General features: G+C 34.5%; 9 protein-coding genes. All 9 read right to left on the bottom strand.

The window, feature by feature from the left end; genetic code table 11:
• Positions 1 to 166: 166 nt before the first annotated feature.
• Positions 167 to 2,347, bottom strand: coding sequence for a glycoside hydrolase family 97 protein (locus ACODSB_RS06690; protein WP_488936458.1), 2,181 nt, complete (start codon positions 2,345 to 2,347; stop codon positions 167 to 169).
• 50 nt (positions 2,348 to 2,397) lie between these two features.
• Positions 2,398 to 3,783, bottom strand: coding sequence for an alpha-amylase family glycosyl hydrolase (locus tag ACODSB_RS06685; RefSeq protein ID WP_488936457.1), 1,386 nt, complete (start codon positions 3,781 to 3,783; stop codon positions 2,398 to 2,400).
• Between the two features lie 88 nt (positions 3,784 to 3,871).
• Positions 3,872 to 4,981, bottom strand: a complete 1,110-nt coding sequence (locus ACODSB_RS06680) for a SusE domain-containing protein (RefSeq protein WP_488936456.1) — start codon at positions 4,979 to 4,981, stop codon at positions 3,872 to 3,874.
• 13 nt (positions 4,982 to 4,994) lie between these two features.
• Positions 4,995 to 6,500 carry a RagB/SusD family nutrient uptake outer membrane protein gene (locus tag ACODSB_RS06675; RefSeq protein ID WP_488936455.1) on the bottom strand — a complete coding sequence of 502 codons (1,506 nt, stop codon included), beginning with the start codon at positions 6,498 to 6,500 and terminating at the stop codon, positions 4,995 to 4,997.
• A 9-nt stretch (positions 6,501 to 6,509) separates the two neighbouring features.
• Entirely contained in the window at positions 6,510 to 9,722 is a 3,213-nt protein-coding gene (locus ACODSB_RS06670) for a TonB-dependent receptor (protein ID WP_488936454.1), read from the bottom strand.
• Positions 9,723 to 9,913: 191 nt separating this feature from the next.
• The gene (locus ACODSB_RS06665; protein ID WP_488936453.1) at positions 9,914 to 11,092 is read right to left on the bottom strand and encodes a FecR family protein; all 1,179 of its coding nucleotides are present in this window, start codon (positions 11,090 to 11,092) and stop codon (positions 9,914 to 9,916) included.
• Positions 11,093 to 11,543: 451 nt separating this feature from the next.
• Complete coding sequence (locus tag ACODSB_RS06660; protein WP_488936452.1) at positions 11,544 to 12,107, bottom strand: RNA polymerase sigma factor; 564 nt, start codon at positions 12,105 to 12,107, stop codon at positions 11,544 to 11,546.
• A 395-nt stretch (positions 12,108 to 12,502) separates the two neighbouring features.
• Complete coding sequence (locus ACODSB_RS06655) at positions 12,503 to 13,159, bottom strand: hypothetical protein (RefSeq protein ID WP_012023298.1); 657 nt, start codon at positions 13,157 to 13,159, stop codon at positions 12,503 to 12,505.
• Between the two features lie 120 nt (positions 13,160 to 13,279).
• A complete protein-coding gene (locus tag ACODSB_RS06650) occupies positions 13,280 to 13,651 on the bottom strand; it encodes a YraN family protein (protein ID WP_488936451.1) in 372 nt (123 codons plus the stop codon).
• Between the last annotated feature and the right edge of the window lie 130 nt (positions 13,652 to 13,781).

Raw genomic sequence — 13,781 nt, 5'->3', positions numbered from 1 at the left:
TTGACAAACATTTTGTGGTTAATAGTTTTTAAGTAGTAAAGTTGTTTTTTGCTCAGAAATGAGCATAAGTTTTTTCGCCACGAATTGCACGAATTAACACAAATTTTAATCTGCGTTCTTAATTCGTGATAATTCGTGCAATTCGTGGCAAAAAAAACTCAGTAATCTATAACTTTTTCAATCCCTTTAATTCTTCAGCATTTGCTTCTTTTATGCTGATGGCAGTACCTCCGCCCGGAGCTAAATACTGCTTTAATTTGCTTTTTGAGTTTACAACAACTTTGGTAACGGTATACTTTTGTGGATTTTGATTCCAATTAGCTTCTTTGGCATCAGCATAAATAGTGGCGATGAAATTTTTTCCTGCAGGTAAATAATCAAATGAAATGTTTGCTGTTCTTGCATTTTCATCTGTAATTCCGCCAATAAACCACTCATTTTTGCCTTTTGCTTTACGTGCAATTGTAATATAATCTCCAGGTTCAGCTTCAAGAATATAGCTGTTATCCCAATCTACAGCTACGTCTTTAATGAACTGAAACGCATCTGGAAAACGCTCATAATTTCCCGGAATATCAGCAGCCATTTGCAACGGACTGTACATGGTTACATAATAAGCCAATTGTTTTACCAAAGTGGTATTTACTCGTTGCGAACTTCCAGTTCCGTAATACGAAAGATCTGTTTGAAAAATTCCCGGCGTATAATCCATTGGGCCTCCCATTAAACGGGTAAATGGTAAAATTGTAGTATGATCTGGAGCTAATCCTCCCATTGATTCAAACTCGGTGCCGCGCGCTGACTCCTGAGCGATCCAGTTTGGAAAAGTTCTGTTTAAACCTGTCGGGCGAACTGCTTCGTGGCTGTCAATCATAATTTTATAATCAGCGGCACGTTTTGCAACGTTAATGTAATGGTTCACCATCCATTGTCCGTCATGATGTTCGCCACGCGGAATAATTTTCCCTACATAACCAGTTTTTACAGCGTCATAACCATTGTCGTTCATAAATTGAAAAGCACGATCTAAACGACGTTCGTAATTGGTTGCAGATCCTGATGTTTCGTGGTGCATGATAATTTTTACCCCTTTTGAGGCAGCATATTCATGAACCGCTTTTACATCAAAATCCGGATATGCTGTTACATAATCAAAAACTTCTTCTTTCCAGTTGTTGATCCAGTCTTCCCAGCCAATGTTCCAGCCTTCGATAAGGATGGCATCGAAACCATTTTTAGAGGCAAAATCAATATATTCTTTTGCACGTTCTGTTGTGGCTCCGTGTTTTCCGTTTGGAGTAAGTTTTGTAAAATCATCTGTTAATTTCACATTGTTTTCTTTTCCAAAAGCCCAGGTACTTCTTCCTGCTACAAAATATTCCCACCAAATCCCGATGAATTTTACCGGTTTAATCCACGAAACATCTTTATAACTTGTTGGTTCGTTAAGATTCAGAATTAATTTTGAAGCTAAAATATCTGTTGCTTTATCGCTTACTACAATGGTTCTCCAAGGCGATTGTGCATCAGTCTGCATATAACCTTTTGCTCCAACTGCATCTGGCGCTAAATGACTAATCATTTTGTTGTTTACAGCATCAACTTCAAGATACATTGCCGGATAATTGATTAATCCTGCTTCGTGAATGTTGATGTATAAACCATCATCTGATTTCATCATTGACGGCGTTTGTACTGCTAATTCTTTTATTGGCCACTGCGAATTGATTTCGATAGTAGCTTTTTTCATCAGTGAAGGAATCTCTGAAATTTTTGATGTTGTATACGCATATTCGTTGGTATCATAATCTCCCGGAATCCAGAAAATTTTATGATTTCCAGCCAAATTAAACTGTGAACGTTCTTCTTTTATTACAAAATAGCTTAGATCATTTTGTTTTGGAAATTCATATCTAAACCCCAATCCGTCGTTGAATAAACGGAAACGAATACGAATAAATCTATTGTTGTTTTTTGCTTGAGCTAATGTGACAACCAATTCGTTGTAATGATTACGAATTGTTTTTTCTTCACCTAAAACCGGATTCCAATTTTCATCAACAGAAGATTGTGCTGTGTTTGTAATGGTAAAACCATCCAAAAACGAAGGCATATTTTGAAGTTCTAAACCCAAAGAACTTGGTTTTATAACTGCTTTTTGTTTGTATGATAATTGGTAAGACGGAATTCCGCCTTCTTTTAATTCAAATTTTAAAGAAAGATTTTTGTCTGGCGAAGTTATTTCTTGTGCGTGAAGCCATAACGTGCTTACGAATACAAAAAATAAAATCGCTGTTTTTTTGCTCAAACGAATTTGAAGCAATGATTTTTGGGATTGAAAATTCATGTTATTTAGTTTTTGGCAAATCTAATTTTATTTAAAGATGCTTTTTCGAATTAATTTTTCAATACTATATATTGAAAAGGCTGTAATGTTATTTCTGCACCAACAGTAACGGCTGCTCCGGTAAAAGCGTCTTTCCAGTTTCCTTTTAAAGTCGACGGAACAAGATGTTTTACTGTTGCATCTGTTAAATTAGAAAGTACAAAAACTTTTTCGGAATCTTTTATCATTGTAAATGCACTTACTGAATTGGTGCTGTATCCTGTAAAAGTTCCTGTTTTAATAGCGTTGCTTGTATTTCTAAAGGCAATGATTTTTTTGTATTCGGCAAGCATTTCATTATCTGCGGTTGACCAGTCGATTGGCGTTTTTGCGAAGTAATTCAATCTTTGCGCATATCCAATTTCTTGTCCGTTATAAATCATTGGAACAGATTTTAAATAAGCAGCTACAACAAAAGCAGCAATTGATCCTTTTTTACCTCCAAAAAGTTCTAATGGAGTTCCGTCGGTAAGGTTTACGTCGTGATTGCTTGTATATCTAACAACTCTGTTTTCCAGATTATAATTGTTAGCATATTCTGTTGCATTCGAATCCTGAATTCTAGTTGCTGGTTTGTTTTCTTTGAAAAGTTTTTCTAAAGTACTGAAGAAATTAAATCCAAATGTATAATCAAAACCAGAAGCAAAGTGGTTATATTTTGAACCTTCGGCAAGCATTAAAATAGATTGATTTTTTTTGATTTTTCTCAATTTTGTAATGGCATCTGCCCAGAAATTATTCGGTACAAAATCAGCATAATCACATCTAAAACCGTCTATGTTTGCGTTGTAAACCCAGTAAGACATAGCATCAATCATGGCGTCTTTCATTTCGGTATTTTCAAAATTTAACTGCGCTACATCATTATAATTTGTTCCCGGCGGAATTATAATGTTTCCGGCAGCATCTTGCTGGTACCAGTTTTTATGCTGTGTAATCCATGCATTGTCCCAAGCAGTATGATTGGCAACCCAGTCTAAAACAACAGCCATGTTTTTTTTGTGTGCTTCTTCAACTAATGTTTGAAGATCTTGTAAAGTTCCAAAATCCGGATTTACGGCTTTATAGTCTTTTACAGCGTAAGGAGAACCTAATTCGCCAGAAGCTCTTTCTTTTCCAACAGGGAAAACAGGCATTAAATAAATAACATTTGCTCCTAGTTCCTGAATTTGAGAAAGTCTGTCCTGAACTCCTTTTAGAGTTCCGGCCTGACTAAAGGCACGAATGTTTACCTGATAAATTATTGCATCTTCTTTTTTTGGCATTTTTTCAAATGGAGCGCCATATTGTGTATATGGAGATTCGGGAGTTTTATCTGAATCATCGTCAGAAGAACTGCACGAAACAAATGCTACCGCCAACAGTAATGCGTAAACAAATTTTATATTAAATTTCATAATTTTTATATTTTAAATGATTGAGAAGTAACCTGCCTTTCGAAGTAAAAAGACAGGTAAACTCAAACCAAACTAAACTTAATTTTTGTTATTTTTTAACGATAGAAGTTATTGCAGTTGCCGGATAACCTGTACTTGCCGGATCTGTTTCAACAATTTTAAACGTTACTTCATAAGTTCCGGCTTCGCCAATGGTGTAAGCTCCGCCGTTATCAAGATTAACGATGTTTGTTGAAGCATCTGCTGGTCCGTAATTAACTGTCCATGCATCATTCAATCTGAATTTTAAAGCTCCCGCCAATAAATTTGCCGTTATTTTCCATGTTTTTGTTACATGATCGTAAGACATTGGTACAGAATGATTCCATCCGTAATTTGGATCTCCGGCTGTTTGTTCTGCTGTTGCAGATGCCGGCCCAACAATTCCCCACGCATACGGAGTCTGAGACCATTTTAATGTATTTGTATTTACTTTAATTTGATATGAACCTGCACCCGGAAGCACAAAATCAGTATCGCTCATGTTTTTCAAATCATTATTTGAAGCTCCTGCACCGTAAAATTGCGCCCAGTTTCTTCCTTTATTTAATTTAAATCCAGGACCTGCGCCTTCTGCAACAGTCATGTAACCCTGATAAACTCCTAATTGAATTTCGGTTAATGCAGCAGCTGTTCCTACATCCCATCCCTGATAACTTCCTGGCATATAGATTTCTCCAAAAACAACGGTTTTCAAGTAAGGCGTTACGGTTATTGTAACGGGATTTGAATACGTTCTGTGATCCATTGAAGCTTCTACACGAATTACTATTTCTCCCGGAACGTCAGGTTTTAATCCTAAGTCTAAGGCGATTTTATTTAATTCTAATCCTGTAAATGATTTACTTAAAACATCTTCTCCAGCTTCAACGCGTTTCGCTTTTGACCATGCCTCGCTTCCTTTGATGTCTGTAGGCAAATCTAATTGTACAGCATAGCTCACTGGCGCCGCAATTGGGAAAGTTACTTTTGGATAGGAAACCAGTAAAGCAGCTTGGTCTGAAGTCTCTTCTTTAAGTACTATTGTATTAGATGATACCTCAATTCCAGAAGGAAAACTTACGGATTTTAGTGTCGTTACTGTTCCTTCAGGTTCACAGGAAGCGGCTAAAAAAACCAAACTTCCAAGTAATAATAATTTATTGATATATTTTTTCATGATAGTTTTGTTTTTAGTAACCTGGGTTTTGTTTAAGTCCGCGATTAGCATCTAAAGCAGATGTTGGAATTGGGAACAATTTTCTATAAGCAGGTGATGCAGGTCTAAATTCGTTTGCCAATAAAAATTTGTCAAAACGAATCATGTCTTGTCTTCTGTGGCCTTCCCAGCTTAATTCGAAACCTCTTTCATTATAAATATCATCCAGAGTAGGATTGTGGTCTAAACCATCTAAGCCTGCACGTTGTCTAATTTGATCTACAAAAGGTTTTGCTGCAGCTGCATTTCCTAAACGAGCATTACATTCTGCCATCATTAAGATGACGTCAGCATATCTGAAAATTGGAAAGTCATTAGAAGCTCCTCCTCCTGATTTTACTCCTGCAGGATAAAATTTCACATTACGAACTCCAGCCTGAGGAAGCGCTCCGGGATTATCTAAAGAACCAACTTCAAGTGTATAATTGAATCCGCCAGGTTGTTCGCCTACTAAAAACTGTTTTCTACGAATATCATTTACATCATATTTCAGGAAGAAATCTTTAGGAACAATAGTTCCGTTCCAACCGCTTAATCCAAATAAATTTACACCCTGCGGGCCGTATACACTACGAACTGCATAAACATTACGAGAAACAACATCCAGAGTTGCGTAAATAGGCAAAATAGTTTCATCATCTGGAAGTATGTCTCCAAATAATTCAAAATATTTATTCCCTAAAGGATTTGCAACATCTGCTGCACCAGAATGAAGTGTAAATCCGCCTTCAGAAACTTTGTTACAAGCAGCTAAACATTCTGTCCATTTTGGAGTTCCGGTATAAACTTCAGCGTTTAAGTACACTTTTGCAAGCAATGTATAACCAGCCCATTTGTTGAACCTTCCATAATAATTTCCGCCTTTTGTTACAGAAAGAAGTTCTACGTTTTCTGTTAGTTCTTTTACTATAAAATCAAAAACTTCTTTACGGCTTGACTGCGGGATTTTATCAACGGTAATATTGTTGTTCGTGTAAAAAGGAACATCACCAAAATCATCAATCAATAAGTAATAAAAGAAAGCACGTAATACTTTTGCTTCGGCAATTTTTGAAGGGTCAGCACCTGATTTTTCTAATAATTCAACAGCTAAATTTGCATTGAAAATAGATTTGTATAACCAGTTCCATGTATTGTTAATAATGAATTCAGAAGGAAGCCATTCGTGTTTGTGCAAACGGGCAAAATCCTGCTGCCAGTTACCATCTGTTCTATGCGGAATTACCTGCTCGTCTGATGACATACAGTTCATGTCGTACCAGCCATTATCAGCTCCTGCATAACCTACGCCAGGTACGCCTTTACGTTCAAAGTCTCCCGGAATTTCTGCATAAACACTGGCAAGAGCAATATTTGCTCCTTCTGGAGTTCCATAAAAGGTGTCCGGTTGATATTTGTCGTATATATTTTCGTTGATGTCTGTACAGCTAAAAAGTGTTAGAAAACAAACGCTTGCTGCTACTATATTTTTAATTTTCATCTCTTTTTACTATTTAAATTTTACAGTCAAACCAAATGCAATACTTCTGGTACGAGGATAAATTCCTTTATCGCCTCCAAAATTATCATTAGGGTCACCACTTCCACTTACATTCAATTCAGGATCAACACCTGTGTAATCTGTAATTAGCAGTAAATTGCTTCCTGTAAGAGAAAGTCGAACAGAGTCTACATATTTATCAGTAAAACGGAAAGTATATCCTGCTGTAACGTTTTCTAAACGAATGAATGAACCATCTTCTAACCATGCATCAGATCCGTATGGAGAAGAAAAAATTCCTTTATCACGAGCGCTTTCCAAAACATTTGAGCTACCAGTGTTTTCCAGCATACTTAGCCTTTGATTAAGATTGTTGTAAATTTTGTTTCCTCCAGAACCTCTCCACAACATAGAAGCATCAAAGTTTTTGTATCTGTAAGATGGGTTAAATGCAAAAGTGTAAGTTGGTAATGCTGAACCTGCATAGTAGCGATCCGGACTTGTAGCTCCCTGATCAATTTTACCATCTCCATTTTGATCTTTTACTGTTTCAACACCATTTGAATTTGTACCCGTACTTTCTAAAATATAGAATGAACCAATTGGTTTTCCTTTTACTAATAATGAGTTTGGTGCTCCCCAATTTACAAAGTCCGTATTTAAAGGAATACCATTAATACTGCCGCTTAAATTAAGTACTTCGTTTTTCATAAAAGATACGTTTCCTGCTAATGTAAGTGTGCTGTTGTTTGTTCTGATAACATCATATGCAAGTGCGGCTTCTAAACCTTTGTTAGAAATGCTTCCTACGTTTGCTTTAATTTTATTGTAAGGATAAGGAGGCTGAGGTACAGTATAATCAAATAAAAGATTATCTGTTGTAGAATCGTAAACATCGACACTACCTCTTAATCTATTGTCTAAAAGAGCGAAGTCAAGTCCAATATTAGTTTGTCTTTTAGTTTCCCATTTCAAGTCAGCATTTGCATTTTGAGCTATACCAAAATTGGTAATGATAGATCCTCCAAAATAAATATTTCCTGCGCTGTCTACTAATGGTAATGAAGTCTGCGGATAAAGACCTTGCTGATTACCAGTTTCACCATAACCTACACGTAATTTTAATTCGCTAAATAGGTTTTGATTCTGCATGAAAGACTCTTTGTTAATTTGCCAAGCCACAGATGCTGAAGGGAAATTTCCCCATTTATTGTTGGCACCAAATACAGATGAACCATCACGTCTGATACTTGCTGTAAGTAAATAACGGTCTAATAAAGAGTAGTTTAATCTTCCTAAATAAGAAACTAAAGATCTGTCATTTTTATAAGATCTGATATCTCCGGCTCTTACTTTAGACAAATCACCAAACTGAAGTGCATTGTAAGTAGCTTCATCACTAATAAAACCTCTTGCCTGAGTGTAATTACCCTGATAAGTCTGACTTTGCCATTCGTATAAAGCCAATGCATTAAAAGTGTGGATTCCTAACGTTTTTTTATAGCTAAGGCTAACATTGGTTAATTTTTCATTTTGTCTGGCGTTGTCAATATTTGCAAAACCGTGCTGCTCTACTGCATACGCTTCTGTAGATTCTGCCGGCATATAATATCCTATAGTTCTGTTGGTTTTTCTCCAGCTTCCAAACCAGTTTGCTGTAAAACCTTTACCTAGCTCTAAATCTGCTTTTAAACTTCCAAATAAATTATCATCTTGTCTTTCATTTGTAACCGTTTGCGCAGCTGCATAAGGATTTAAATAATGAAAAACAGTTCCATCTGTAAAATAAGTCCCATCAGTATTATAAACAGGATCTGTTGGTCTTGCCAATAATGCATTTGTAATTAAGTTTGATGTGTAAGCAACTGTACCAATACTTCCAATACTGCTTGTTGTATTATTTATTCCAGAGTTTAAGTTAAAAGTCAATTTTAATTTGTCATCAAGAGCTAATTGTGTTGCCTGAATGCGTCCAATATATTTTTGGTTGCTAGAATTAATTACAACTCCATCCTGCATAATAGCCGTTATAGAAGCTCTGTAATTGAATTTATCCGTTCCTCCGCCAAATGATAATGTATGAGTCTGTGTAATTCCAGTTTCAGTTAAAAGACCGTACCAATTCGTATTTGATCCGTGATTTGAAGATGCCGGAACGCCATACTTTTGAGCAGTTTCCCACCATTGGTTAGCATCAAGCATGTCTAATTTTTTCGGAATAAAATCAACAGACGTCGAACCGATATATTCAATCGTAGTTTTTCCTGCTTTGTTTTTCTTAGTTGTTACAATGATAACTCCAGGTGCTCCTCTCGAACCATAAACAGCCGTAGCCGAAGCATCTTTTAAAACATCTATACTTTCAATTTCACTTGGAGGAACTTGGTTTAACAAATCCATGTTTCCCTGAATTCCATCCACAACAACCAAAGGATCATTTCCTCCAATTAAAGACGAAATTCCACGAATACGAACACTTGGGCCTGAACCCGGTTCGCTACCAATTTGAGTAATATTTACACCCGCAGCTTTTCCTGCAATTAATTGTAAAGGATTAACAATCGCTCCTTGATTCATGTCTTTTGCAGCAATTGAAGAAACTGCTCCGGTTACATCTTTTTTTATAGCTGTTCCATAACCAACTACAACAATTTCTTGTAAGTCAGTTGCATCAGGAAAAAGCTGAATGTTTATTACGTTTTGGTTTGCGGTTACTTTTTTCTCTTTATATCCAACAAAAGAAACAATAATTACAGATTGAGTGCTTTCGACAGTAATTTTATATTTACCATCAAAATCAGTTACCATTCCGTTTTTAGTTCCTTCTTCAAGAACAGAAGCTCCGGGCAAAGGCAGACCATTTTCATCGGTAATTACACCCGAAACAGTTTGCTTTTGAAATTTGATTACCTGTGTTCTAAGTTCTGGTTTTTTAAGGATAATCTGCGTATCTCTGATTTTAAATTCAGTTGGAGTTCCTTTAAAAATTTTGTCTAAAACCACATATATCGATTGATCTTTTACAGAAATAGAAACCGTACGATCTAAGTCGATATCGTTCAGTTTATAAATAAATCTGAAATCTGTTTTTTGTTCAATGGTCTCAATAACCTTCTCGATTGTTGAATTGTTTAATTCAAGGGTAACTTTTGTTTTTTGGGCATAAGTATTCCCTCTAATATTAAACATGGCGACCAAAATAAGTAGTGTAGTTAGTTTCAATTTTAGGTCATTTTGGAACAATGAGTATAGGAACCCATTATTCTTAGATTTTTTTTTCATAATTTTGTTAATTGATTGTAGTTAATTCGTTATATTCAATCACTTAGTTAATCGGAAATTGTTCGCAGCTCTTTCCGATTTTTTTATTCCTGTAATCTTAGTTCTTCATAAATTTTCATTGGTTTTAGTGGTTATTTAATTAGTATTTGATCGTTTTTTATCGTGTAATTAATACCGTGAATGTCGTTGAAATAACTCATCACTTTATCAATTGATTCATCGCTAAAGCTGGCATTGAATTTTTCGTTGGCCAGTTTTTCATTTTTATTTACAATAGTAACATTGTAACGTCTTTCCAGTTTTGTAATAATGTTTTTGAAAGTCATATTTCTAAACGTCAGTCCGCCGTTTATCCATGAAGTATAGATATCTGTAATAACCGCTTTAGTCGAAATTTTAGCATTTTCTTTATTGAAACTTCCTTTAAATCCAGGTTTCAGAATAGTATTTTTTAAAGCATCAAACTCTTCATTTGCCTGATACATTCCAACTGAACCTTCAACCAAAACAACATCTGTTGCAGCATCTTCAGGATAATTAGAAACGTTGAAATTTGTTCCCAGAACTCGAACGTTCAACTCGTCAGCATTTACAATGAATGGATGTTTCTTATCTTTTGCAACATCGAAAAATGCTTCTCCATCCAAAAATACTTGTCTGTTTTCACCAGGAATGAATTTTACAGGATATTTTAAAGTCGTTCCCGCATTTAAGTGAACCATAGTTCCATCTGATAATTGAAGGCGGAATTTTTTACCGTATGGAATTTTAATCGTGTTGTAAACTAATCTTTCAGGATCTAAACTGTTTTCGTATGCAATTTTATCTCCGCTTTGATTTCCAACAATATTTCCTTTAGCATCTTTTATTTGTGCCGAATTGTGTTCAGACAAAATCTGCGTTTCGCCATTTTCTAACTGCAATACAATATCAGAACTTTTAAAGTCGAATTTTTGTTCAACAGGTTTGTCTGAAATATGCTGTTTGTAAAAGAAACCAATTCCAAGTAAAACAATTACAGAAGCAGCAATCGAAATATATTTTCTGAAGTTTGATCTTCTCTCAGTCATTTCAATTACAGATTCTTCTTCTTTTGAAGCTGATAAGATATTCATGAAAATATCATCAGCAGTTTGTTTATCCATTTTCGGCATTTCGCCAAGAAGATTTTGAATATCTTCTACAGTTGGAAAATCTTCCGTAAGTTGATTTTTTTTATAATAAGCAACTACCTCGTTTATCTCTTCGGGCGTGCATTGGTTTAAAACAAACTTTTGTAAAAGACTTTTTATTTCAGAATTTGAATTCATTACGAATTGTTTTTAGAGGGTGTTCTGAATATAATACAGCCGAAAACGATTTCAGTACTACTCAAACGTTGTAAATTTTTAAATTTTAACATTTGAAAAGATAAAATTTATCGTAAGATGTTGATTTGTAGATGATTTCAAAAAGAGGTTTTTTTGTAAAAATTAAATGGAATGCGGTTTTTGCCCACGGATTTTACGGATGAAACGGATTTTCGCAGATTTTTTATTAAAATATAACCCGTGGTTTCAACCACGGGACACGTATCGTGATTATGCATTGTTTATATATTGCATCCCCGCGGTTGAAACCGCGGGCTATATTTGAAATACACGTGTAAAAACAATTTAAACCTGTGCAAACCCGTTTCATCCGTAAAATCCGTGGGCAATTTCATTAAAATAAAAAAATCACCCGGAAAGAGTGATTTAGTTGGTTAAAAATTGGTTTTGGTTAGATAATCTCGTCGTGAACCTGAAAAAAGACTCGCATTGATTCTAATGCTTTGCTCATTTGATTCCTGACAGTATTTATAGAGATGCCGAGTTCCTGACTAATTTCTTCGTAACTCATGCCTTTCTTTCGTGACATTTTAAAAATTTGTTTCCGCTTTGGCGGTAATTGTTTCATGGCTTGTTTTTGCAGTTTTTTGCAGTCTTCCTCGCGAATGGAGTAATCTCCATATTCATGTGATTTTTGACTTTCATAAAAAATAGCTTCTTTTAAAACCAAATCATTTGTGGCTTTATTCAAGGTATTAAAAGCTTGATTTCGGGCAATGGTAAAAATATATGCTTTAAAAGATTGCTCTGTGTTGAGGTTTTCGCGATGCTGCCAGACTTTCATAAAAACATCCTGTACATTTTCTTCGGCAGCTTCTTTTGATTTTAAAAGACTTATGCTGTAGCCATAAATATCCTGGTAATACAAATCAAAAAGGGAACGAAAAGCTTTTTCGTTGCCATTTTTTAATTCGCTTATCAATAATTTGTCGCTATAGTCTTTGGCTTCCAACATTAAATTAATTAGTTTGTATTTAAATCTAATTATATTACGATACTATCAAAATCGATACTCTAATGCGTTGAGTGGTTAGCAAATATATAAAAATATTATTCGCAGCAAATAATGGTAAAATAAACTTAATTCGGTTTTTTGTGATTTATTTTCAATGAAATCTCAGTAAATACGGTAGTAAACCCTTTTTGTCAAGTTGATAAGTTTTTGGCTAAAATTTTAAAAATTAACTATAATGAGCTGTGTTTTTTGAGAATATTCTTATTTGGAATAAAAGTGCTTGAAAAAAATAAAAACCTAATTTGTAAAAAAATCCTTTTATCTTTTTTTGAGAAAGACAAAAGGATTATTGAAAATTGAATTTATTTAAGATGTAAAAATTAAATTTTGTGTGATTAGTTTTTCAAATCTTTAATTACTTTAAAAGCAACATCAACCTGATCTTCTCCAACAAGAATTGTAAATTCGTTTGAAGTCGAAATTACCTCATTAATAATAATTCCTTCCCAAGCTAAACGCTGGAAAATGAAATAGTAAATACCAGGAACAACGATGTTTTCTTTAGGTAATTTTACCGTAATAGAAGCAAGGTTGTCTAATTTCTGAATTAGTTTTTCTCTCATAAAGTGTTTCTCCACTAAATGATTTACACTGCTGCTTACCACAATATTCGTTTCGTTTACACCACGAGATGAGGTATAGAAAATATCCGATAAGGCATTGATATCAGAGATTAAATCGGCTTGTTTGTTTAACACAGTTTCAGAAGCTGCAAAAGTATAATCTGTCAACTCAGATCTAACTGTGATTTCGCCAATATTCTTGATTACCTTATTAATTTTATGGTTTAATTTAAAATCTAATTCTTCAGTCAATCTCTTCAGCGACATTACAACAGCGCCTTGTTTTACTTCTTTGCCAAATTCATTTTCTAACTCAGTCATAATGTTCCGAGAAAGAGAAGTCAGGTTAATAATCCCAAGAGATAAAGCGTTTAAGAGAAATGGTTTCGTTTTGATGTAATTTTCGACGATGGAAGAAACGGTTTTCATAATTTTTTTTTCTTTTTTTTTGTAACTTGATTGGTGTGGTTTAGTTAATTTGATGTTATAAATCTATGCAAATATAAATAAAAAAACAATTTGTTACAATTATAACAAGAAAAAATTATGTTAAAAATGATAAAAAGCATCAGTAAGATGTTCAATTGCAAATGATTCCCTGTTTTTATGGATCGCAACGATGTCAAAACGGATATTTAAATCGTCACTAAAATCCTTTTCCCTATAGTTTATGTAGGCATTTACTGCTTTTATTAGAAGTTGAATTTTTTTTGGCTTCACAAAATCCTGCGGAGAACCAAAATCTAAACTCGATCTTGTCTTCACTTCGACGATTGCCAAGACATCATTTTTTTGAGCAATAATATCTATTTCTGCTTTTTGAAAAAACCAGTTTCGGTCTAAAATTTCATAACCATTTTGCTCAAGATATTCTACAGCTAGTTCTTCTCCTTTTTTACCAAGTTCGTTGTGTTCTGCCATGCTTTTTTGTTTCAGGTTTAAAGTTTTTCAAGTTTCAGATTTGAATTTTAATGATAAAGTTTTTTGCACGCAAAGACGCGAAGTCGCAAAGTTTGAATTTACTTTGCGACTTCGCGTCTTTGCGAGATTT

Source organism: Flavobacterium sp. FG68 (genome assembly GCF_057808895.1).
The sequence above is the reverse complement of the archived record's forward strand: the minus strand, read 5'-3'. Positions and strand labels throughout refer to the sequence as shown.

What these genes read in the sequence shown, in the direction of transcription:
- ACODSB_RS06690 (WP_488936458.1), bottom strand. Translation starts at nt 2,347, where the DNA reads ATGAATTTTCAATCCCAAAAATCATTGCTTCAAATTCGTTTGAGCAAA.
- ACODSB_RS06685 (WP_488936457.1), bottom strand. Translation starts at nt 3,783, where the DNA reads ATGAAATTTAATATAAAATTTGTTTACGCATTACTGTTGGCGGTAGCA.
- ACODSB_RS06680 (WP_488936456.1), bottom strand. Translation starts at nt 4,981, where the DNA reads ATGAAAAAATATATCAATAAATTATTATTACTTGGAAGTTTGGTTTTT.
- ACODSB_RS06675 (WP_488936455.1), bottom strand. Translation starts at nt 6,500, where the DNA reads ATGAAAATTAAAAATATAGTAGCAGCAAGCGTTTGTTTTCTAACACTT.
- ACODSB_RS06665 (WP_488936453.1), bottom strand. Translation starts at nt 11,092, where the DNA reads ATGAATTCAAATTCTGAAATAAAAAGTCTTTTACAAAAGTTTGTTTTA.
- ACODSB_RS06660 (WP_488936452.1), bottom strand. Translation starts at nt 12,107, where the DNA reads ATGTTGGAAGCCAAAGACTATAGCGACAAATTATTGATAAGCGAATTA.
- ACODSB_RS06655 (WP_012023298.1), bottom strand. Translation starts at nt 13,159, where the DNA reads ATGAAAACCGTTTCTTCCATCGTCGAAAATTACATCAAAACGAAACCA.
- ACODSB_RS06650 (WP_488936451.1), bottom strand. Translation starts at nt 13,651, where the DNA reads ATGGCAGAACACAACGAACTTGGTAAAAAAGGAGAAGAACTAGCTGTA.